The organism is Enterobacter cloacae complex sp. FDA-CDC-AR_0164 (assembly GCF_003071645.1).
Taxonomy (GTDB): Bacteria; Pseudomonadota; Gammaproteobacteria; order Enterobacterales; family Enterobacteriaceae; genus Enterobacter; species Enterobacter ludwigii.
The window spans coordinates 278,007-299,313 of the sequence record NZ_CP028950.1 but is presented as its reverse complement, the minus strand read 5'-3'; the positions used below and the strand labels follow the sequence as shown (position 1 = coordinate 299,313).

The window sequence follows — 21,307 nt, the reverse complement described above, 5'->3', positions numbered from 1 at the left end:
AGATGCGGAACCGGAACTGGCATTTCGCCGCAATGACACTGATGATGCTTCACGCCAGCGCGCAGGCAGCCACTGCGCTGGGGGAGATCAATATTCAGATGTACGGCAACATTGTTGATTTTACCTGTGTGGCCGAGGGCAGCGATAGCGACAAGACCGTCACGCTGGGAACCTGGCCCACGAAACAGCTCAGCACCACGGGAAGCCGCACGCAGCCTATGCCGTTTACGCTGAAGCTGACCGGCTGTCCACCTGGTGCAGCGTCCATCACGTTTTCGGGTAAAGCCGACGGAAGCAATAATGGGTTACTGGCGCTCAATGACGCCAGTACGGCAAGCAACGTTGCCGTCGAGATCAGGGATGCGGATAAAACGCGTCTGGCACTTCAGCAGGCCAGCCAGCCGGTAGCGGTTGATGCGCAGGGAAATGCGACATTGTCATTTTATGCCAATTATATTGCCACTGCTGATAACCCTCAGCCCGGACGGGCTGATGCTGATGCCACCTTCATGATTAATTATAATTAGCGCTGACCGCACTCCCTGCAGCTCGGATAAGCTGCAGGGAGTGAATTCAGGTTATAGCAGTTCGTGTGCTTTGGCATAATCAATTAATTCAACGATGCTTTGCACACCCAGCTTGGAATAAATATTGGATTTATGTGCGCTGATGGTTTTGTTGCTTAATAGCAACTGCTCTGCAATCTCCTTATTGGATAAACCATTTGCCAGGTAACGTAATACCGTCACCTCACGATTCGATAATGGCATATCCGCGACCATCCCTTTCCCCGAACCCAAATGGTTTATAAAATTCAACGTTTCCGACGGGAAAAAAGAATAGCCCATCAGGATCATTTCAACGGCGTTGTAGATCTCGCCCAAATCTTTTCGTTTACTGACAAAACCATTTGCCCCGGCGCGAATGGCGCGTCCCGCGTAAAAAGACTCGGATTTTGAAGAGAGGAACAGGACCTTGATGTCTTTATTTAAGTTTCTGATTCTCTTCAGTAAAGCGAAGCCATCTGTGCCCGTAAGTTCGATGTCCAGGATCACCAGATCGATAGGGTGGTTACGGATACAGTCAAGGACTTCATGGCTGTCGCCAGACTTGAGTTTGACTGTGATGTTTTTATTTTTCTGTAGCAGGACTTCTATCGACATTCTGACGATAGGGTGTTCGTCCATAATGATAACGGATGCCGGTTTCATTTTTAATGCCTCAGACTGTTAAAAGCGTTATGCCGAGTTTGGTTAAAACTCTCGAAATGCCGGAAGGATAAATGTGCAGATCCTTATACCGTAGTATTTCCCTGGAAAGAGCGAAAGCATCCTTGTTAACGTAGTGAAGAAATCTATGCCTCAGCGCGGTCATCTCATTTGGCTGGTGTTGGCAAAAAGGTTTTTCTTATTCATATTTGATACGCGTCTTATTATACCGTGTAAGTTTTTTCCGAAAACCCTGTAAATTACCCCTCGCTTATTACTTTGTATTATCTTCTGGATCCGAATAGCTATTTTTTTAAAATTAGCTTAAATATCCTGTTATCCCATTTACCGCATCTTTTGATCTTTATGTAATAACAAAAAATGACATATCACACTGTATGTTGATCAAATGTTAACAAATCGACGGCCGTTTTCAGGGGCTGAAAGCGGGAACGGATGGTGAAAAAGTGTTCACAGAGGGCACCAGACCTTCGTTTGAAAGTGATCGGGTCGTCGCCGGAAAGGGCACCCGTCGTACAGCAGAACATACTACAGACTTCGCTTTTGACTGCCAGGCAGTCTCGCCGAGCCGCTTGTTTTTACATCATTATCGTCTTATTAACTCCTTTATCAAACACTTAACGCACGGAGGAAAGTGCTGCAGATTATTCATTCTGTGACATTTCACATGGTTTAAGCCCGTAAATTAGGAATAGTTATAAAATTGAAATTATTGTTAAAATTTAACAAATAAGTAACATGATTGATAAGTAAATTCCTAAAGGTCTTTAGGAAATAAGGGCTTAGTGGGTGGGTTAGAAGGTGCAGTCTGAGAGGTTATTGAGAAGGTGCAGCAGTTCCTGGCGATGGGTCAGACCCAGTTTCAACAGAATGCAGCTGAGACGATAGATAATGCGGCTATAGGGGCGATTCTGCATCAACGCTATCTGGCGAAGGGTCTTCCCCCGCGATAACTCCTGCAAAATAGGCCATTCGGTGCGGGAGAACCAGTCTTTATCGCAGCCCTGGGGAGGGCTGGTATCCATCAGGCTGTGCTGGAAAGCAGACGGCGTCAGTTGACGTTCGAGCACGTGAAAAGGGCCCGCCGCTTTGCAGAACAGGCGAGTATCGTAATTATCCGCCCTGACTAACAGATAGGGCGTCAGAAAAGGGGGATAGAGGCTATGCCTTCTGAGCTGATCCAGCTTGTCGATCAGCGCAGTGGAGCGGCTTTCAATATCCACCACCAGACGGGCGGATGGCCACTGGGCCAGGGCGCTAAACGCATCCTCCAGCGTGGGATAGTCGCAACAGCTGCTCAGGGGAAATTGGCCGTTGAGAAAACCGGTGCGCAGAAAATGATCCTCCGTCACCAGAATGATAAACGGAGCGTCTGTTTTGCGGGGCTGGCTGATGGACTGACTCAAAAATTCGAGCCGGTCGAAGAAGGGGGGAGCAAAAGGCGAGCGCGTAAATCCCAGTGCATCACTTCCTGTACGCCGCCGCCGGTAACGGCGCACTGTCATTCGCATGGCCTCCCCCCTGGAAATGGCTTTTTAATCCTCCGGCCATGTCCAGGACGGCCAGTAATAGCCCTGGCCGAGTTCTGCGCCTGCCTGCAGTGCCCAGGTACAATCCTGCTCAGTCTCAATACCTTCAATAAGCACTTTCCCGGCAAGCTGAAAGCACCGGGACACCAGTTGCCGTAGCACGGGCGTGGCGCGTAAACGCCAGAATGCATCCTTATCGATTTTTACGCCGCTTAACGGTAACTGGCAGGATAAAAAGGGCGGGATGAGTGTTTCATCAATGTCATCCAGCCAGATACCGTGACCTTGTCTTATGAGCTGCAACAGGCTCCGGGTAACGGTCTGCCTCTGCGCGGCTGACAGCGTTAAAAAAGCACTGGGGTCGACAAGTTCAATATTCAGCGGCGGACATTTTATCCGGCTAAGCCGCTGAAAAGCGTCGGGCTCTGTCAGGACGGTTATCGGCAGATTAATGAAAAAATTATTACAGTGCGGGGTATTTTTTAACGCGGTGAGCTGTGCTTCAAGCAGCGTTATCGACCAGTCTGCAGACTGATGGCGGAAAAAGGCTTCGCTATGCTGCGTTTCAGACAGGACGCTAAGGACCTCCACGCCGACCCTGCGTAAAGAGGAGAGGGCGACGATGGGCTCAAGTTTGATGCCGACGATGTCCTGAGAAAGGTACTGTAACCGGGGGGGCGTATAGGTCAGGTTTTGCGCTGTCACTCCATGGTCCTGTTGTCTGTCAGCCTCCAGGCGGCCGGGATACCTCACACTAGTGTGACGAGCTGACGCTCAGGAAAACAGCAGGCGTTACTTAAATGCAACTAAGCCTTTTCGCAGCGCGAAATTCTACGACGGAAAAGCGATGAATGTTGAAAAAACAGCCGTATTTACAATCGGCTAGCGGTAATTGCCCCTGAAAGCCGAAAAGGCATTGACTCACCTGTCATTGACCGTATAATTCCAGGCGTTTCACCACCGCGAAGTTCACTCTTCTCAGTGCGCCCTTAGCTCAGTTGGATAGAGCAACGGCCTTCTAAGCCGTAGGTCGTAGGTTCGAATCCTACAGGGCGTGCCATTATCACTTCTACTAACGTCTCTCAAAGTCTACCAAATCTAGTAATACCAAGCCATTCAGCTAAATCTCGTTCTCCCTACGTCTACTAAATTGAATTGAAATCCACACCAAAGTGGGGGTACATTCGGGGGTATATACAGGTTCAATGGAAAGAGATACCCCCAATGAAGTTAACGGCACGCCAGATAAGCACAGCTAAGCCTCAGGACAAGCCCTACAAACTGGCGGATGGCGGTGGCCTGTACCTGCTAGTTAACCCGAATGGTTCCCGATACTGGCGCCTGAAGTACCGCCTGGCAGGAAAAGAAAAACTCCTTTCAATTGGCGTTTTTCCTGATGTTACCCTCGCTGAGGCAAGAGATAAACGGAATGAAGCGAAGCGATTACTCGCTAATGGTGAAGATCCTTCTGAAGTTAAGCAGGCGGAGAAGCAAGCCAGAATACTCGCGGTGAATAACAGTTTTGAGTCTCTTGCACTTGAATGGCATGCACATAAGAAACCGAATTGGTCTTCGGGTTATGCTGACGATATACTCGAATATCTGCGAAAAGATATTTTCCCTTATATCGGTAGAAAAGCGATTACCGATATCAAACCCATGGACATGCTTTCTGTTCTGAAGAAGATGGAGGAACGCGGTGTCCTGGATAAGCTCAAGAAAACGAGACAGGCTTGCCGCCAGATATTCACTTATGCTGTCATCACCGGAAGGGCCGAGTACAACCCAGTCACTGATTTGGCTGGGGCTCTGAAATCCCCCAAACAACAACATTTCCCTCATCTATCACCAGCTCAACTTGGTCCCTTCAGACAAGCTGTTGATGCATATAGCGGTAGTAAAATTACCCGTATCGCGACATTACTTCTCATGTACCTCAGTGTCCGAACCATCGAACTTCGTGCTGCTGAGTGGCATGAATTTGATCTGAGCAAAGATCTCTGGCTAATCCCAAATGAGCGCATGAAGATGCGCCGACCACATCTCGTTCCTATTCCGAGACAAGCCAAGGAGCTGTTGCTCGAACTCAAAGAGATTACCGGTAGAGGGAAGTATGTTTTCCCGGGGCGTAATGACGCAGGGAAGCCGATGAGCGAAGCCAGCATTAACCAGGTGATTAAACGTATTGGCTATGCCGGTCAAGCCACTGGCCATGGATTCAGACATACCATGAGCACTGTGTTGCATGAACAGGGATTCAATTCTGCCTGGATAGAGGCGCAGCTGGCACATTCTGACAGAAACACGATACGTGGTACCTATAATCACGCTCAGTACATTGATGGGCGGCGCGAGATGCTTCAGTGGTATGCAGACTATCTGGATGAGTTGTCTGATAAAACCACCTGATAGGAGCTTTACTTATGTGAGATGAAAGAAGTTGTTCCAATCGTTTCAGTGCCCCGTATATGTTGATATGAAGATAACTTATTGTTTTTATAAATATGTGATCTCTTTAGCTGGAACAACACTGGAACAACTTTATAGTGAAGTAGCATTCCGAGTTTATGATAATAAAAGTGCTGGACATGTAGACAGTAGTGATCTATCTTTTACCTGTATAGACGTTAAATGCTCTTTAAAACGCTGCTCTCGATGAATACATCGAGCTACCATAGGATATGGTAGAGACCAAGACCTTGAGTTGGTCTGTACTTTTTTACAATGGGAATAGTCCCTACGTCGCTGAAAAGCGATTTGCCATAGCGTTTTAACACGCTGCTCTTTAAAATGAATGGGTTGGCCTACCGAAATGTAGGCTGCACTGTCTTCAAAACTCGTTCATGAGTTTCTCCCAGAAATACTGGAAGAAGCTAAGCGATAGTACTGATAGTTCTTTAAAATTTGGATTCGTATTCTTATTAAGGATACAAGTAAGCTGTGTATTGCGGCTTCGTGAATCCATTTGGTTAGGGATGTTTCGTCCCTCTCTGAAGTTCAAACCAACTGCAGTAGTATTTTTTATTCGATTTTTATATCATATATCAAGGTTTTATCTTAAAACTTTGTCTAATATTTTAAATACATCTCTCTATAAAATTTAAATCATTGATCAAACCTGTCATTCGTGACTAGGTTTTTTTGTCATGTCTGCAACTTATACAAATTCATCGAAATTAAATTTAATGAATGGAGAAGCCAGGAAATTAGTGAATCATATGGTTAGGCTGGAATATTGTTAATTTTGTATCCGATAATTGTCACCCATTATTTTCCTAGTGCTGTATTTGGATACGGTCTAGGATGGACATGTTTACCTCAGTAGACGATAATCTAGGCATTGGAGATATCTATGCCTAGGCTGAGTACCGAAAACCCATACACCTCTGTGGTCAGGCATAGCATAAAATATCAGAGGGTGAGGTGATGTTATGCCAATTATTGAAGACCTTCCTGATCTTTCTCATTGGAAAACAGTACAAGAGTTTTCAATTTCTCAGGCGGCCATGTTGCTTGCAGGTATTGATCCATATGATTTTGAGAATGGCTTAGATGAGGTAAAAACTCGACGACATGAGCGGTGGAAGATGGCATGGGGTATTTCTGAGGGGATTATTAGTGCAATACGACGTGGCGTTCTTACACCTGTGCAATGCTTTGCAGTTAGATGGGTAGAACATGACCAGTGGAATGGCTATTGGGAATATTATGAGATTAAACCTACTGATCGCAAAAATGAAATATCTAAGGATAAAACACTCATTACTCGAGATTCATTATTTGTTTGGGTAGAAAATGAACGCGTTGATTTTGTACGTAAACCTGTGCCTGTAAAAATAGAAACAACCACTTCTGGTTGGGAAAGTAATCTGCCATCTGTGGTGATTGATAGTGAACATTGTGAAGTTAAAGAGTCACTATTGTTGTTACCTAAATATGCACATAATTGTGAAGGTTTGGAGTTTGTTGAAGAAGCTATTAAACAATTTTGGTCCACATACGATGAGAATGATCCTTCTACAGCGCCTACAAAAATGGAAGTCACTGACTATCTCAAAAATAGAGGGGCATCTAATAATCTTGCAGAGGCTGTGGATTTAGTTCTTCGTCCATTTTCTGTAAGAAAAGTTGGCAGAAGAAAATCAATAAAAACAACAAGATAATAACTACTCACCCTTTACAATTAAACGGTGGGGGGACATAAAGAATCATCTCTTAGAGAACGGCTTCGGCCGTTTTTTTTCGCTTTTTATTTTATGCAAGGCTGGGTAGGGTTAAACCACATAGGTAGGTACCATGTTTATTATTGCCCATCTTTTTTTTACTGCTCTGAAATGAAAATATTTCGTAAATCGCAATAAACCTCACGAGGTAAATATGTCGCAATCATTCATTCGTCTTTCTGAAGTCCTGTGTAGAATTCAGTTAAGTAAAGCATGGGTCTATAAACTTATAGCTCAAGATAAATTCCCAAAGCCCGTCAAAATCGGTTCGCGTGCCATCGCCTTCGTCGAAAGTGAAGTTGATGACTGGATTAACCAGCGTATCGAAGAATCACGCAAGGAGGTTGCCTGAATAAGAACCCCTATGTGTATTTGTTGCGAGTCGTTGCATTAGCATCTGGTTAAGATCTGGTGGTCACGACAGCTATCAGCTAATTAAAGACAGGTAAATCATCATGACTAAATTTTATGCCCATATTGGGGAGGACCTCTCTCAACCTAAAATCGGCCTACATGGCATTTCTACGCCAACCATGAGTAGTCTGGAAATGGTCGATTACATTAATGCCGAACGTCAGTTGAAAGCAGAAGAGGAGGGGATGTCATTCCCATGCAAGAAATACCGCAAGCTTCGCCATGACAGTTTTATGGCGAAAGTGCCAAAAGTCTTGGGTGAAACTCAATCTCCAAAATTTTTTGGAGATTACATTGATGGCAAAGGGCGAGCCCAATCCTGCTACAACTTCCCCAAACGTGAGGCCTGTCTGATGGCAATGAGCTATAGCTATGAGCTGCAGGCCAAGGTTTACGACTACATGGAAGAGTTAGATCGCCAGGCTCATGGCTACCTCAATTACTCAGTCCAAGAACTACAGGCAATTGTGACTGGAGCTCGTAAGGTATCAGATGAAGACTCAAGTGACGCTGGCCGCCGTTTGCGTAAACGTCAGGACGATCTGATTTTGCTAAATAAAGCGGAATCTCTGGTCAAAAGCCTCAGTCAGTTGAATCTGGATTTAATTGGTGGTGGCAAATTTCTAGAGGTTCGCTGATGCTTCCTGTCAGTTTTGTCCATGGTGAAGGCAGCGTTGTTAGGTACGCTGCCTTATTGAACCTCAAAGATCACTGGTCTTTTGTGCTTTTGTGTTTCTTCCTCTCGCGAAATTTTATTTCCCGTTCCAGAGCAGTTACAACAAATTGGCCAGTGCTTTCACCTTGTTCTTTTAATGCTTCGACTGCATCCGCAACTTCATGGGGTACTCGTACGTCGAATCGCTTTGATTTTGCATTGATGCCTTTGGTTGCCATGACATTTCCATTATTGGGTAGGTGTCCGACATCATACATTAAAATTTCAACTGAAAAAAGCATTGACGTGTCGGACACCCTGGCATTACATTGTGTCCGACACCTAGTGTTGATTCAGGTGAAAATGCGAAACCCGGTAGTGCTACTAACACTTACCGGGTCTCTAACCACAACGTAAGTGAGGCTTACACTATGGCACATTCACATAGTAACCAAACTCGCCCTGAAAAAAAATATCATTGGCGATTTCTGGTATTAAACCAAACTGATTTTTTAGCAAACTTTTGCTGCTTGATTGTCGAAGTATCATCTGGTTTTGATGCTGGTACGGCATCTATGCAGTTTTACGCTTTCTCTTCCACTGGTCGCGTTCGTATTCAGGAGGTGGCTAATGTCTAAATCAACTCAACTCAAGTTTCACAAGAATCGCTGCTCTATTTGGGCAAGACTTCCTTTTGTAGACCGAATTGAGGGTAAGCCAGGTTACAACTCTTGGTGCGTTCCGCGAGATGGTGGCTATTTTGGCGGTTGTGAGTCAGGAAAGGCACTTGGAATGATTTACCTCAAATATTTACGTGAGAATGGGAGAGGGTTAGGAGGCAATCTACAGTTTGTTGTCATGGATATGTGTGGCTTAGGTTTTTCTGCCGGGAGACTTACTGACGAACAGGATGCGCTTAAAGGACAGATTGTTGGTTTTTTCACACTGTTAGAAGATTGGCTGGAACAAGCTGTAAAGCATGGAGGCCATAAGCTAGACAATCTTGAAGAGCCAAAATTGCTCAAGTACGCAAACCATTGGCTGTCAGTCAAGGACGCGGAGGTTAATCATGAGTCAGATTGAACAAATTCTCACTAGGTCCTGTTCAAGGAATGAATCACCGGATGAACTCAATAAAATAAGTTCAAATTCTCATGATGCCTTTGATGGAATTATGTCTGGTCTCAGCTCCATGGGGAACGTGATTTTCTGGGCATGTGATAATGCCGATTACGATGATAAATCTGCTAGAGAAGATCTCCGCAATATCGGTGAAATGCTGATGTATCTCCCTGGTATTGCCGCTGCATTGAAATTCAACGCTGGTGAAGCTGATTCAGTTTTGAGAGAAGCTAGACGCAAGAAAAACTGAACCAGTAATTTATAACCCGCTATTAGAACAAATACAGCCATCAGGTTGGGGACTTACTCGTCCTGAGAAATGGAGAAGCGTAATTATGAAACCTGAAAAGCAGAGCTTCATAAAAAAGAGACGATACTTCGTAGTCTATTACATGGTCCGTTCTTTCCATTCTGAAAGGGGGAGCTATGGCGCGCATTAGGGAAGGTGCGAACAAGTTCCTGATATGAGATCATCATATTCATCCGGAGCGCATCCCAGAGGGACATCATGAGCCATCAACTCACCTTCGCCGATAGTGAATTCAGCACTAAGCGCCGTCAGACCCGAAAAGAGATTTTCCTCTCCCGCATGGAGCAGATTCTGCCATGGCAAAACATGGTGGAAGTCATCGAGCCGTTTTATCCCAAGGCGGGCAATGGCCGACGGCCCTATCCGCTGGAGACCATGCTGCGTATTCACTGCATGCAGCATTGGTACAACCTGAGCGACGGTGCCATGGAAGATGCCCTGTACGAAATCGCCTCCATGCGCCTGTTTGCCCGATTATCCCTGGATAGCGCCCTGCCGGATCGCACCACCATCATGAATTTCCGCCACCTGCTCGAGCAGCATCAACTGGCCCGTCAATTGTTCAAGACCATCAATCGCTGGCTGGCCGAAGCAGGCGTCATGATGACCCAAGGCACTTTGGTGGATGCCACCATCATTGAGGCACCCAGCTCTACCAAGAACAAAGAGCAGCAACGCGATCCGGAGATGCATCAGACCAAGAAAGGCAATCAGTGGCACTTTGGCATGAAGGCCCACATTGGTGTCGATGCCAAGAGTGGCCTGACCCACAGCCTAGTCACCACCGCGGCCAACGAGCATGACCTCAATCAGCTGGGTAATCTGCTTCATGGAGAGGAGCAATTTGTCTCAGCCGATGCCGGCTACCAAGGAGCGCCACAGCGCGAGGAGCTGGCCGAGGTGGATGTGGACTGGCTGATCGCCGAGCGTCCCGGCAAGGTAAAAACCTTGAAGCAGCATCCGCGCAAGAACAAAACGGCCATCAACATCGAATACATGAAAGCCAGCATCCGTGCCAGGGTGGAGCACCCGTTTCGCATCATCAAGCGGCAGTTCGGCTTCGTGAAAGCCAGATACAAAGGGCTGCTGAAAAACGATAACCAACTGGCGATGTTATTCACCCTGGCCAACCTGTTTCGGGTGGACCAAATGATACGTCAGTGGGAGAGATCTCAGTAAAAACCGGAAATAACGCCAGAAATGGTGGAAAAAATAGCCTAAATAGGCTGATTCGATGTGTTTGCGGGAAAAAAATCGGCCCAGATCCGCGAAATTTTAATCAGCGAGTCAGCTTGGGAAGAAATGACCTGCTTATTCGCACCTTCCCTAGCAGTTTTGATGATTACCTTCTTTCTAGTCATAGTGGTGACTCTCAATACTCTGTCAACGACGGGACATTCGAAGTCATCGAGATTGGTAAACGTTTTTTCAGCTATAAAGTTGATATGCAATACTTTGCTGGTTGCAAGGATATGAATTTTGAAGACACTCTTGAAGGTACTATTGAATACGAAATTCTTGAAGGCCACATCGTCATTAGATTGGACGAAACTGCGTGGGATGTAAGATAAACATAAACTTATGTATAGACCTCTTATAGAGGTCTTTTTTTTTATATTTAAAAGACTAACAGCAATTGAGATAGGGTTAGTTTTCCGGTGCATTTTTGACGCAAGGTAGCCGTTGGTGATCTTTTGGTAGCTCGCTTTGAGTACTAAAAAAGTGCGGAGAACGACATCACTCCTCTCCGCATTAATGATGCCAGTGCGCACCCGCTTGTATGTCTTTTATCCATGTAGATATAAGTTGATAACTTAACGCAAATAATAACATCAGAAAACTATGTGAAAAGTTAATTATTTTAAAGGGTTAAATTGTGCTTCTTAAGGATTATTTAATTTATTGCAATATCAAGAGTTGGAAACTCTTGAAATGGAGTTAACTCTTACTTGTCATTAACTTGCCCAGCTTATTGCTGGTTTTTTTATTTCAGGCTCCGGGAACCATCATCGACATGCCTACTTGTTAAATCGTCCCGAGGGCCTGACCCCTTACACACAGCTCCCGCCATTACGCGAGGAGATAGAGATGATCCGATATATGCCTGACAAAATCGCATCCGCAGTCTCGTATTGCGTGTCTGGCAGTCTTATTTGTGGAGGCGGCATTTTGCAATGGTTGCACGACCTCGACTGGAACAATGTTGCTGTGATTGGCGGTTTTCTTATCGGTATCGCCACATACCTGACCAACCTTTACTTCAAAAGACGCCAGACCAAGGCATACGAGAAGGCCCTCAAGAAGGGCTACATCACCGCACCACCACAGGATAATTAACATGGCATTGACAAGAGCAAAACTCAGCGCAGCCATGCTATCCCTGATCGCCGCTGGCGCTTCAGCTCCTGTGCTTTTTGACCAGTTCATCAGTGAGAAAGAAGGCAATGCGCTCGTTGCTGTGATGGATCCCGGTGGCGTCTGGTCACTATGCCATGGCGTGACAGTTATTGATGGCAAGCGTGTCGTAAAAGGCATGACTGCTACTGAAGTGCAATGCAAGAAAGTGAATGCCATTGAGCGTGACAAAGCTCTTGCCTGGGTCGACCGAAATATCAAGGTCCCACTGACCGAACCGCAGAAAGTGGGCATTGCATCCTTCTGCCCATACAACATTGGGCCCGGTAAATGCTATCCATCGACGTTCTACCAGCGCATCAACGCTGGTGACCGTAAAGGGGCATGCGAAGCAATCCGCTGGTGGATTAAAGACGGTGGCCGTGATTGCCGACTAACTAAAGGCCAGAAGAATGGCTGCTATGGTCAGGTTGATCGACGAGACCAAGAAAGTGCGCTGACGTGCTGGGGTATAGATCATTGAGCCGACTAACAGCAATCATCTGCTCTGTCGTTATCTGCCTGCTGGTTTCCATGGCCTGGGCGATTAACCACTATCACGACAACGCCATCACCTACAAATACCAGCGCGATAAAACCACTGAGAAGCTTAACTTGGCGAACGCTACCATCAAAGACATGCAGACCCGCCAGCGCGATGTCGCTGTGCTGGATGCCAAATACACGAAGGAGTTGACCGATGCGAAAGCTGAAAATAATGCTCTGCAGCGCAAGCTTGATAATGGTGGCAGGGTGCTCGTCAAAGGGCGCTGCCCTGTGTCAGCTAAAATTCAAGCCTCCAGTCCCTGCAGCGTGGGCAATGATGCCACCATCGAACTCTCAGACGTTGCTGGACGAAACGTTCTCGGTATCCGGGCCGGAATTCTCAGCGACCAAACCAAAATAAAATACCTCCAACAATACATCTCTGAACAATGTCTGAAATAACTCTTTTTAAACTGGGTTGATAGGAATAGAGTTGAAATCTCAGTTTAAAGGAGATGAGAATGAATAAAAACTATGCAGGCATGGCTGAGCCAAAAAATGGCGATTGTGTTATGTTGGGTTTGGAAATTGGTCCGCATGCAACAGTGAAGTACTTAGGCGATTTTTCGGGAGGGCAGGCTGGGTTTACCGATGGTCGTTCTGGATTTAATGCGAGTTATAAGCTAGTTGGTGAGCCTGGTGGAAATGAGATTCGTCTCTATTCTGGCGATAAGCTTGAATACTGCTTACATGGTAGTAGGGCTGCGCAGCCGCAAAAAGATTCAGATGGGTTTTCATTTTACCCGGACCTTCCGCTAGCTGTCGGACAAACCCTAAGGCTAACTCATGTCTCGAACAGTTTTGTATCTATAGAATTGAGGCTTAACAGCCTGTACAATTAGACTATAGCTTTATTTTCAAGCCACTGACTCACTGGTGGCTTTTATTCCCATCACCATGGGTCGGCTCATCGTAATGGCAATATACCCATAAGCGGATAACCAACCAAATATCCCCGAAGAGGATGGTAAGGCTCCCAAAGTCCGACATCTACCAAATCACGCTAACCATCCAAACAGGCGACACCTTCAAGGGCAAAAGAGGTCTCGACCTCAGGCTGAGTTGGTAGACGGTTTCGTTATGCTCGGTGCAGTAACGATAGAGGGGATGGGGCGACAGGGTAAAACCAATCTACCTGACTGAACATGACAAAGACGTTATGCATCGTGGAAAGAAGGACGACGTTATGATGCATAACAAGCCTTAGAAAAGAAGCTGTTCAAAAACGGTAACAAACAGTGGAGCATCTATAGGTATCAAGTGCGGATGTGCTTGCAACCGACAAAATAGTTTTCTAATATTACCTCTCAGGTAAACGTAATGTTTACTAGGGAGGAAAAATGGAACTAAACATTATCACTTTGATGAAGGCTATCATTGGCGGCGCAAGCTTGGGTTTCGCTTTGCCTGGTGGACTGTCTTTCCTGATCCCTGCATTTACTGTTACTGGTGGCATTGCATACGGGTTTGCTGTCGCAGGTGCTGTTACTCTTCCTGCAATTTACGCAGCCAGGAAGTTAGCTAACTAAGATGAGCCATCTTGCTTGGTTAGCGCCTCAAAACGCTCAAGAGTTAACCAGATTTTACTTCATCCTTTGCGTTCTATACCTTGTTATTCATCTGGTATGGGACGCATTCTGTAAAGAAACGCCAAAGTTTTCACTGGAACGACTTCAATACAAGATGAATGAAGTTTACTCATCGTCGACTTTCGCAACAAGTGCGTTTTTTATTGTCATTTTATTTGATGTCAAAAACCCTCTCCGTACATCTGATGCATTCGTGTTTCCCTTGATTATTGCTGCACTGACTGGATTTATGATTTCCATATCAGCAATAGCGCCAAAAAAAGTAAACATCTAAATTTGACTGCATAAGCAAGGGTTGTAAGGTCGCTACGGCGGCCTTTTTTATTGCGTATCGCACGCGTGTACCGCAGAGAATCTTTCAGAAATGAGCCTAGGTTTTACCTTATCTCTCGGCGGCTTTGCCGTGCGACAGGCTCACGCCTAAAAGGAAAATCAAATGCAGGTCACTATTGATGGTGTCCCGTATGCGCCTGCCTGCTCCATTTCATCGCGGATCGGGATTGCAATAACGACACACCAGCGCGCCGACGTATTGAAAAGAGCGCTTGAACAGCACATGAAGCATCTTCCCGCAGGCGCGCTGGTGGTTGTTATCGATGACGGTTCAAAGCCTGCAGCGATAGCGCCCGACGGCGTGCAGCTGCTTCGCCATGATGAATCACTCGGCATTGTTGCCTCAAAGAACGCCAGCTTAACTGCTCTGATGGATGCCGGGTGTGAGCATCTTTTCCTGTGGGACGATGATGCATGGCCGATTGCTGATAACTGGCACCTGCCTTACATCGAATCACCTGAGCCGCACCTGGCTTACCAGTTTCTCGATCTGGCTGGCCGCAATAAGCTGAATGACCTTTCGGTCCTTTACCGGGACGATAAGCATATTGCATACACCGGGCAGCGCGGAGTGATGCTGTACTACCTCAGCGGCGCTATCGAGAAAGTAGGCGGATTCGATCCGGTATACGGCCGTGGCATGTACGAACACAGCGACCTCGCCCTGCGTATCCATAATGCTGGCCTGACGACCTGGGCTTATGGTGATGTGGTCGGTTCAGAAAAGCTGATTCATTCTCTTGATGAGCATGAGGCTGTAGAGCGTTCGGTACCGAGGCCAGACCGACAGGCGCTGGTGGAACGTAACGTGAAGATCCACAACGAACGGCGTGATTCCGGATATACCGGTTACGTTCAATACCGGCAGCAGCGTGACGCGGTAATCACAACACTGCTTACAAGTCAGCCTGACCCGCAGCGCGGTACCAAACTGACGGCCTCGCCTGACATGCTGGCTAAATGGGCCGCATCACTCCGGCAGTGTGGACGTATCGCGCTGGTGGATGAACTGCAGACAGTCCCGGCAGATGTTGAACTTCACCGCGTCCCTGACGTGCAGATGAATGTCTATTTCCGGCGCTGGCTGTATATCTGGCAGCACCTGCGCGATCACCCTGAATACCGGTTCGTCTGGTGTACCGATGGTACCGATGTCGAAATGCTTCGCGCACCGTGGGAAGAAATGCAGCCCGGAAAGGTATATGTCGGCTCTGAACCAAAGACCTACGCCGACGCCTGGGCAAAGCAGAATCATCCCGAGTGTATCTATCAGGAATTCATTGAAGTGCACTGCAACGATGTGATGCTTAACGCTGGTCTGATGGGTGGCACCCGCGCTGATGTAATGGCGTTCGCTCACGGCATCATCCGTCTTTACTACCGGATCGAGAGTTATCGTTTCTGGAAGAAAGAACAGGCTGGCGCCGCGGTGGGTGACATGCTGGCGTTCGGTATTGTCGCGCAGTCATTTGCTGACAGGCTGATCACCGGCCCTCTGGTGCATACAGTGTTCAAAACTGACGGAGTCGGGAAAGAAAACGCTTGGTGGAAGCACAAATGAGGTTTGTATCAACGATGAAAATTTTCACTGCTGTGATGCATAAGAATAGTTTCTACATACACGCTGACACTCGGAACCCATTTTGGGTGACACTTAGTAAAAAGCTTGGATGGGGCAAATTTGAATTAATCCGCCCCTCAGATGAATTCAGCCCTTCTGGAGGGCTCTTTGAATTAGTTGAATTGCGTTCGGCAGATTCAGAACCCCCTGAGTCAGTAGCTGTAGGGTCAAATGTTTTATGGCGTCTGCCGGAAGCTCTCGAAGTTTTGAAATCAATCCCTTCTTCTGATCTTCAGGCATATTTGCAACGCGGATTATGTCCTCAAGCGCAATTATAGTGTCGTTGTGAAGACGTACAGTTTGAACTTTTAAAATGGCACTCAAGCCGCCATCATCGAGTAAGAAATCTATACCTTTCTCGGTGATGTAGCATACCGATGCATTGAAAATAAATTCCACACCGGCCATTGTGTCGCTACGTACGAATGGTGTTGTTACTAGGCCATGCATTTCGAGATAAAGCATACAGGCCACGAAGTGATCATAATTATCGAACTTTTCAATGAGTTCAATCTCTTGTGCCTTGTTCAACGTGTTGGGGGCACAGTCTATAAGTGCGTTGAGAATTTCCAGTTGTAATGCTCTATCGTATTTTCTTGTTTTATCCATGGATTTACTCCTTTGATGGTTACATAAGAGTAACCTGAATAGCCTTATTAAACACCCTGACAAAAGAACAGTAGCCGCCATCGTGCGGCTTTTTTATTGGAGATTCGCTGGTGGCTGAAGAGATTAAGTTTGTGGTGGTCGGCCATCACACCCGCATAGGACAAGCGCAACGTCTTGCCGCGTTGCTGGATGCTCATCTGCTGATTGACGATGGTAACCATGGCGCGAACTGGAATCATCGACGCGCCCTTGAATGGGCAGCAGAACAAACATGCCGGGTAATTGTTGTTGAAGATGATGCTCAGCCTTCAAGCAGTCTTACTGGGCTGGTGATAGGTCACTGGCTAAACCGCTTCCCTGATTCTCTGGTGAGTTTTTATCTCGGTACAGGCCGACCACCTCAGTATCAAATGCAGATAGCCGAGCGGCTGATTGTTGCTGATAAAACTCAGGCTGACTACATCACTCTGCCGCGACTGATACACGGGGTGTGCTATAGCGTACCTCCGCAACATATCAACCGCGTGCTGTCTCGATGGGATAACAGTAAGCCCGCTGATTATGCCGTGGGTGATGCCTGGGGTGGTGCAGTGGTCTATCCGTGTTACTCGCTGGTGGACCATGCAGACTTTGAATCAGTCGAGTGTCACCCTGACTCAGCACCACGAACAGAACGCCGCAGGGCGTGGAGATTAGCCTGATGCCTGCGTTAATACCGAGAGCATGCCGCAAGCGTGGCTGTCATGGAACAACCACAGACCGCTCAGGCTATTGTGCAAAGCATCTTAACGAAGGCTGGCAGCAGCATCAGCGAGGACAGAGCAGGCACCAGCGCGGTTATGGCAGTAAGTGGGACAGGCTGCGCCCAATCGTTCTCGACAGGGATAAACACCTCTGTCAGGAATGCCTGCGAAATGGAAGGTATACACCCGCTGAGACGGTGGACCATATCACCGCCAAAGCAAATGGGGGGACCGATGACCTTTCCAACCTCGAAAGCCTCTGCAAGCCCTGCCACAGGGCGAAAACAGCGGTCGAAAGACTCAAGTGACATCAATTCTCATTTGAATCGACCGAGGGGGAGGGCGGGTTGAAAGTTCAGGAACGACGCGCCAAAGGACCGCCGCCTAACCTCTTTTCACATCGCCGCAGGTTAGAAAACTTTTTTTAGGGGTCCCCCATTCGATGATTAATAGGAGTTTTCGATTATGTCTGGACCACCGAAAACCCCGACCCATCTACGTTTGGTGAGGGGTAACCCATCAAAACGCCCGATCAATGAGAACGAACCAAAACCCGCTGCAGGGGTACCCCCAACGCCGAAGCATTTCGACAAGCAGGGGAAATACTGGTTTAAGCGGATGGCCGACGAGCTCGATGCTATCGGTGTGATGTCCCAACTGGACGCCAGAGCCCTTGAGTTGCTGGTTGAGGCATATACCGAATACCGGCACCACTGCGACACGCTTGAAATTGAGGGGTACACCTACCGGACCGAAACGCAGAGCGGGGATGTGATGATCAAAGCTCACCCGGCGGCCATCATGAAAGCTGATGCCTGGAAACGTCTTCGCGCCATGCTCGGAGAGTTCGGGATGACGCCAGCCAGCCGCTCGAAAGTGAATGCAAAAGGTCCTGATGCGGTTGATCCGCTGGCCGAGTTTATGAAAGCGAGGGATTAATGGCTAAGGTTGCAGAAGGCATCCGCTACGCCGAGAGGGTCGTGGCCGGGGAAATAATTGCCTGTGAGTTTGTGCGCCTTGCCTGTCAGCGTTTTCTTGACGATCTGGCACACGGCGAAGAGCGCGGAATTTTCTTTAGTGAGCCGCGCGCGCAGCACATTCTGAATTTCTATAAGTTTGTTCCTCACGTAAAGGGCGCGCTGGCAGGCCAGCCTATTGAGCTGATGGACTGGCATGTTTTCATCCTGATTAATATTTTTGGTTTTGTTATCCCGCTGGTTAACGAAGAAACGGGAGAAACCGTCCTGCGTAACGACGGCAGCGGTCGGCCGGTGATGGTTCGGCGCTTCCGTACTGCAGATGTTGAGGTGGCCCGTAAAAATGCCAAATCAACACTTTGCTCAGGCGTTGGGCTGTATATGGCTGGGGCCGACGGCGAGGGCGGTGCGGAGGTTTATTCCGCCGCTACCACCCGTGACCAGGCGAGAATTGTTTTTGAAGATGCGAAGAATATGGTCAAGAAGGCGAAAGCCACTTTTGGGCGACTCTTCGAATTCAACAAACTCGCCATCTACCAGGAGCAAACGGCCTCCAAATTCGAGCCATTATCATCAGATGCGAACAACCTCGACGGCCTGAACATCCACTGCGCCATTGTCGACGAGCTGCATGCACATAAAACCCGTGATGTATGGGACGTTCTAGAGACGGCCACCGGCGCGCGCCTGCAATCACTGCTTTTCGGTATCACCACCGCCGGCTTCAACAAAGAAGGCATCTGTTACGAACTACGCGATTACGCAATCAAGGTCCTGCGCGGCCTGGTTAAAGACGATACGTTTTTTGCCATCATCTACACCTTAGATGAAGGTGACGATCCCTTTGATGAAAAAGTCTGGCAGAAGGCGAATCCGGGGCTGGGTATCTGTAAGCGCTGGGATGATCTGCGCCGCCTGGCTAAAAAGGCGAAAGAGCAGGTTTCGGCCAGGATTAACTTTTTCACCAAGCACATGAATATCTGGGTTACAGCTGAGTCTGCCTGGATGGACATGATGAAATGGGAGAAATGTGAGTTTATCGCTCCGCAGCACGAACTTAAAACCTATCCCTCCTGGGTGGGCGTAGACCTTTCAAACAAAATTGATATCTGTGCGGCCGCCAAAGTATGGCGCGCGCCAGGTGGCCACGTTCATGCGGATTTCAAATTCTGGCTGCCGGAGGGACGCCTTGAGAAATGTTCACGCCAGATGGCAGAGCTCTATCGTAAGTGGGCTGAGCTGGACAAGCTAATCCTTACCGACGGGGATGTAATCGACCATGCTCAGATTAAGGAAGAGCTGCAGCAGTGGGTTGCTGGTGAGAGCCTGAAAGAAATTGGCTTCGACCCGTGGAGTGCCACGCAGTTCAGCCTTGCGCTGGCAGAAGAAGGGTTGCCGCTGGTGGAAGTGCCGCAGACGGTTCGCAATTTCTCTGAGGCGATGAAAGAGGTCGAAGCACTGGTATACGGTGGCCGCTTCCATCACAGCGATCACCCGGTAATGAACTGGATGATGTCCAACGTAACCGTCAAACCTGACCGGAACGAGAACATTTTCCCGAACAAGTCCACACCAGAGGCCAAGATTGATGGCCCGGCGGCATTGTTCACAGCAATGAGCCGCGTTCTGGTTAACGGTGGCAACGACCAGCAGGATCTCTCCGGATTCTTCAATAATCCCATCATGGTAGGTTTCTGATGAAAAAAAACAAACAGCCAGGCAGGGTGAAAAGCGCTCTGCTTAACTGGCTCGGTGTGCCTATCAGCCTGACTACCGGAACGTTCTGGGAGGAATGGTTTGGCACCAGCAGCAGCGGGAAGGTGGTAACAGCTGATAAAGCCATTCAGTTATCGGCTGTGTGGGCATGCGTAAGGCTGTTAAGCGAGTCTATTTCAACCCTTCCGCTGAAAATATACGTTCGACAGCTTGACGGTTCGCGTAAAGCGGCAACCGACCATCCGGCCTATTCGATACTGTGCCGCCGACCCAATTCAGAAATGACACCATCCCGCTTTATGCTGATGGTGGTCGCCAGTATCTGCCTGCGCGGGAATGCCTTCATTGAGAAGAAATTCATCGCGAATCGCCTGGTTTCCCTGGTGCCTTTGCTGCCGCAGAACATGGTGGTTAAACGTCTTACTACCGGGGCGCTGGAATACAAATACACTGAAAATGGCAACGAGCGCGTTATTCCGATCAAAAACATCATGCACATTCGCGGGTTCGGTCTGGATGGCGTTTGCGGCATGATGCCGATGAAGACTGGCCGGGATGTGATCGGTTCAGCAATGGCGGTTGAAGAGTCCGCGGCGAAGATATTCGAACAGGGCCTGCAGAGTTCAGGATTCCTCTCTTCTGATAAAGCTCTGGATGACACCCAACGTGAAAAACTTCGCGGTTACATGGCGGCGTTTACCGGTTCGAAAAATGCCGGGAAGATCATGGTGCTTGAGGGTGGCTTAACGTACCAGGGCGTGACCATGAACCCGGAAGATGCTCAGATGCTCGAAAGCCGCGCATTTAGCATTGAGGAAATCTGCCGCTGGTTTCGCGTGCCGCCTTTCATGGTTGGTCACACCACGAAACAAAGCAGCTGGGCATCAAGCCTGGAAGGTATGAACCTGCAGTTTCTGACCCATACACTTCGACCGCTGCTAGTGAATATTGAGCAGGAAATTGGCCGGTGCTTACTCGACAGCGATGACGAAGTGTTTGCGGAATTCTCTGTTGAAGGTCTACTGAGAGCCGATAGTGCCGGTCGCGCGGCATACTATACCAGCGCGCTTCAAAATGGCTGGATGTCCCGTAATGACGTTCGTCGTCTTGAGAACATGCCGCCGATTGAAGGGGGCGACATTTACACCGTTCAGCTCAACCTGACGCAACTGAAAAATCTCGAAAGCAGCAACCCTGCTGTTCAGGCCCTTGCCCTGCGAGAGCTGCATAACCACGTATTCCCCGACATTTCCTTTGAACAATCTCCGCTGAAACAGGCCGCTTAGGAGCACTTTCC

Annotated in this window: 26 protein-coding genes and 1 tRNA gene; 22 read left to right on the top strand and 5 right to left on the bottom strand. The window is 48.0% G+C overall.

The window, feature by feature from the left end; genetic code table 11:
• Nucleotides 1-2 precede the first annotated feature (2 nt).
• Complete coding sequence (gene sfmF, locus AM410_RS01520) at nt 3-527, top strand: fimbria assembly protein (protein ID WP_020885153.1); 525 nt, start codon at nt 3-5, stop codon at nt 525-527.
• 51 nt (nt 528-578) lie between these two features.
• On the opposite strand, the gene fimZ is transcribed toward sfmF, so the two are convergent.
• The 3 genes from fimZ to AM410_RS01500 form a co-directional block, all read right to left on the bottom strand.
• On the bottom strand, nt 579-1,211 hold the full coding sequence (gene fimZ / locus AM410_RS01515; RefSeq protein WP_014168952.1) for a fimbria biosynthesis transcriptional regulator FimZ: 633 nt from the start codon (nt 1,209-1,211) through the stop codon (nt 579-581).
• 812 nt (nt 1,212-2,023) lie between these two features.
• On the bottom strand, nt 2,024-2,740 hold the full coding sequence (locus AM410_RS01505; protein ID WP_032677572.1) for a helix-turn-helix transcriptional regulator: 717 nt from the start codon (nt 2,738-2,740) through the stop codon (nt 2,024-2,026).
• A 24-nt stretch (nt 2,741-2,764) separates the two neighbouring features.
• Nucleotides 2,765-3,463 carry an EAL domain-containing protein gene (locus tag AM410_RS01500; RefSeq protein ID WP_047356117.1) on the bottom strand — a complete coding sequence of 233 codons (699 nt, stop codon included), beginning with the start codon at nt 3,461-3,463 and terminating at the stop codon, nt 2,765-2,767.
• Nucleotides 3,464-3,741: 278 nt separating this feature from the next.
• On the opposite strand from AM410_RS01500, the gene AM410_RS01495 reads away from it, so the two are divergent.
• From AM410_RS01495 to AM410_RS01475, 5 genes are all read left to right on the top strand, one after another.
• A tRNA-Arg gene (locus AM410_RS01495) sits at nt 3,742-3,818 on the top strand.
• Nucleotides 3,819-3,982: 164 nt separating this feature from the next.
• On the top strand, nt 3,983-5,167 hold the full coding sequence (locus AM410_RS01490) for a tyrosine-type recombinase/integrase (RefSeq protein WP_108647453.1): 1,185 nt from the start codon (nt 3,983-3,985) through the stop codon (nt 5,165-5,167).
• Nucleotides 5,168-6,189: 1,022 nt separating this feature from the next.
• Nucleotides 6,190-6,921, top strand: coding sequence for a hypothetical protein (locus AM410_RS01485; RefSeq protein ID WP_108647451.1), 732 nt, complete (start codon nt 6,190-6,192; stop codon nt 6,919-6,921).
• Nucleotides 6,922-7,135: 214 nt separating this feature from the next.
• Nucleotides 7,136-7,333 (top strand): helix-turn-helix transcriptional regulator, encoded by a 198-nt coding sequence (locus tag AM410_RS01480; protein ID WP_048026851.1) that lies wholly within the window; start codon nt 7,136-7,138, stop codon nt 7,331-7,333.
• A gap of 103 nt (nt 7,334-7,436) precedes the next feature.
• Nucleotides 7,437-8,033, top strand: coding sequence for a Rha family transcriptional regulator (locus AM410_RS01475; protein ID WP_108647449.1), 597 nt, complete (start codon nt 7,437-7,439; stop codon nt 8,031-8,033).
• A gap of 70 nt (nt 8,034-8,103) precedes the next feature.
• Here AM410_RS01475 and AM410_RS01470 read toward each other — a convergent pair whose 3' ends face one another.
• On the bottom strand, nt 8,104-8,289 hold the full coding sequence (locus tag AM410_RS01470) for a YlcI/YnfO family protein (protein WP_048026853.1): 186 nt from the start codon (nt 8,287-8,289) through the stop codon (nt 8,104-8,106).
• A gap of 192 nt (nt 8,290-8,481) precedes the next feature.
• On the opposite strand from AM410_RS01470, the gene AM410_RS23870 reads away from it, so the two are divergent.
• The 11 genes from AM410_RS23870 (at nt 8,482) to AM410_RS01410 (ending at nt 15,905) form a co-directional block, all read left to right on the top strand.
• Entirely contained in the window at nt 8,482-8,688 is a 207-nt protein-coding gene (locus AM410_RS23870; protein ID WP_125364913.1) for a hypothetical protein, read from the top strand.
• Nucleotides 8,681-9,133 (top strand): hypothetical protein, encoded by a 453-nt coding sequence (locus AM410_RS23865; RefSeq protein WP_141240646.1) that lies wholly within the window; start codon nt 8,681-8,683, stop codon nt 9,131-9,133. The genes AM410_RS23870 and AM410_RS23865 overlap by 8 nt, the downstream gene beginning before the upstream one ends.
• A complete protein-coding gene (locus tag AM410_RS01460; protein ID WP_063214780.1) occupies nt 9,120-9,422 on the top strand; it encodes a hypothetical protein in 303 nt (100 codons plus the stop codon). The genes AM410_RS23865 and AM410_RS01460 overlap by 14 nt, the downstream gene beginning before the upstream one ends.
• A 258-nt stretch (nt 9,423-9,680) precedes the next feature.
• The gene (locus AM410_RS01450; protein ID WP_000019473.1) at nt 9,681-10,661 is read left to right on the top strand and encodes an IS5-like element ISKpn26 family transposase; all 981 of its coding nucleotides are present in this window, start codon (nt 9,681-9,683) and stop codon (nt 10,659-10,661) included.
• Nucleotides 10,643-11,053 carry a hypothetical protein gene (locus AM410_RS23860; protein WP_159082265.1) on the top strand — a complete coding sequence of 137 codons (411 nt, stop codon included), beginning with the start codon at nt 10,643-10,645 and terminating at the stop codon, nt 11,051-11,053. The genes AM410_RS01450 and AM410_RS23860 overlap by 19 nt, the downstream gene beginning before the upstream one ends.
• A 517-nt stretch (nt 11,054-11,570) precedes the next feature.
• Complete coding sequence (locus AM410_RS01440; RefSeq protein WP_108647448.1) at nt 11,571-11,819, top strand: class II holin family protein; 249 nt, start codon at nt 11,571-11,573, stop codon at nt 11,817-11,819.
• A gap of 1 nt (nt 11,820) precedes the next feature.
• Complete coding sequence (locus AM410_RS01435) at nt 11,821-12,360, top strand: lysozyme (RefSeq protein WP_108647446.1); 540 nt, start codon at nt 11,821-11,823, stop codon at nt 12,358-12,360.
• Nucleotides 12,357-12,824 carry a lysis protein gene (locus AM410_RS01430; RefSeq protein WP_061715840.1) on the top strand — a complete coding sequence of 156 codons (468 nt, stop codon included), beginning with the start codon at nt 12,357-12,359 and terminating at the stop codon, nt 12,822-12,824. Before AM410_RS01435 ends, AM410_RS01430 begins: the two co-directional genes overlap by 4 nt.
• 59 nt (nt 12,825-12,883) lie before the next feature.
• A complete protein-coding gene (locus tag AM410_RS01425) occupies nt 12,884-13,264 on the top strand; it encodes a hypothetical protein (protein WP_108647444.1) in 381 nt (126 codons plus the stop codon).
• 498 nt (nt 13,265-13,762) lie between these two features.
• On the top strand, nt 13,763-13,951 hold the full coding sequence (locus AM410_RS01420) for a hypothetical protein (RefSeq protein ID WP_064673402.1): 189 nt from the start codon (nt 13,763-13,765) through the stop codon (nt 13,949-13,951).
• 496 nt (nt 13,952-14,447) lie between these two features.
• Complete coding sequence (locus AM410_RS01410) at nt 14,448-15,905, top strand: glycosyltransferase family 2 protein (RefSeq protein ID WP_108647443.1); 1,458 nt, start codon at nt 14,448-14,450, stop codon at nt 15,903-15,905.
• A gap of 147 nt (nt 15,906-16,052) precedes the next feature.
• Here the strand turns inward: AM410_RS01410 and AM410_RS01405 are convergent, their stop codons facing one another.
• Nucleotides 16,053-16,574, bottom strand: coding sequence for a hypothetical protein (locus tag AM410_RS01405; RefSeq protein ID WP_108647441.1), 522 nt, complete (start codon nt 16,572-16,574; stop codon nt 16,053-16,055).
• 107 nt (nt 16,575-16,681) lie between these two features.
• Between AM410_RS01405 and AM410_RS01400 the strand changes: the two genes are divergently transcribed.
• The 5 genes from AM410_RS01400 (at nt 16,682) to AM410_RS01380 (ending at nt 21,296) form a co-directional block, all read left to right on the top strand.
• Nucleotides 16,682-17,275 carry a hypothetical protein gene (locus AM410_RS01400; RefSeq protein WP_108647439.1) on the top strand — a complete coding sequence of 198 codons (594 nt, stop codon included), beginning with the start codon at nt 16,682-16,684 and terminating at the stop codon, nt 17,273-17,275.
• Nucleotides 17,275-17,625, top strand: coding sequence for an HNH endonuclease (locus AM410_RS01395; RefSeq protein ID WP_108647437.1), 351 nt, complete (start codon nt 17,275-17,277; stop codon nt 17,623-17,625). Before AM410_RS01400 ends, AM410_RS01395 begins: the two co-directional genes overlap by 1 nt.
• 157 nt (nt 17,626-17,782) lie before the next feature.
• The gene (locus AM410_RS01390) at nt 17,783-18,256 is read left to right on the top strand and encodes a phage terminase small subunit P27 family (RefSeq protein ID WP_032636952.1); all 474 of its coding nucleotides are present in this window, start codon (nt 17,783-17,785) and stop codon (nt 18,254-18,256) included.
• Nucleotides 18,256-19,992, top strand: coding sequence for a terminase large subunit (locus AM410_RS01385; RefSeq protein ID WP_108647436.1), 1,737 nt, complete (start codon nt 18,256-18,258; stop codon nt 19,990-19,992). The genes AM410_RS01390 and AM410_RS01385 overlap by 1 nt, the downstream gene beginning before the upstream one ends.
• Nucleotides 19,992-21,296, top strand: coding sequence for a phage portal protein (locus AM410_RS01380; RefSeq protein WP_108647434.1), 1,305 nt, complete (start codon nt 19,992-19,994; stop codon nt 21,294-21,296). Before AM410_RS01385 ends, AM410_RS01380 begins: the two co-directional genes overlap by 1 nt.
• Nucleotides 21,297-21,307: the final 11 nt, after the last annotated feature.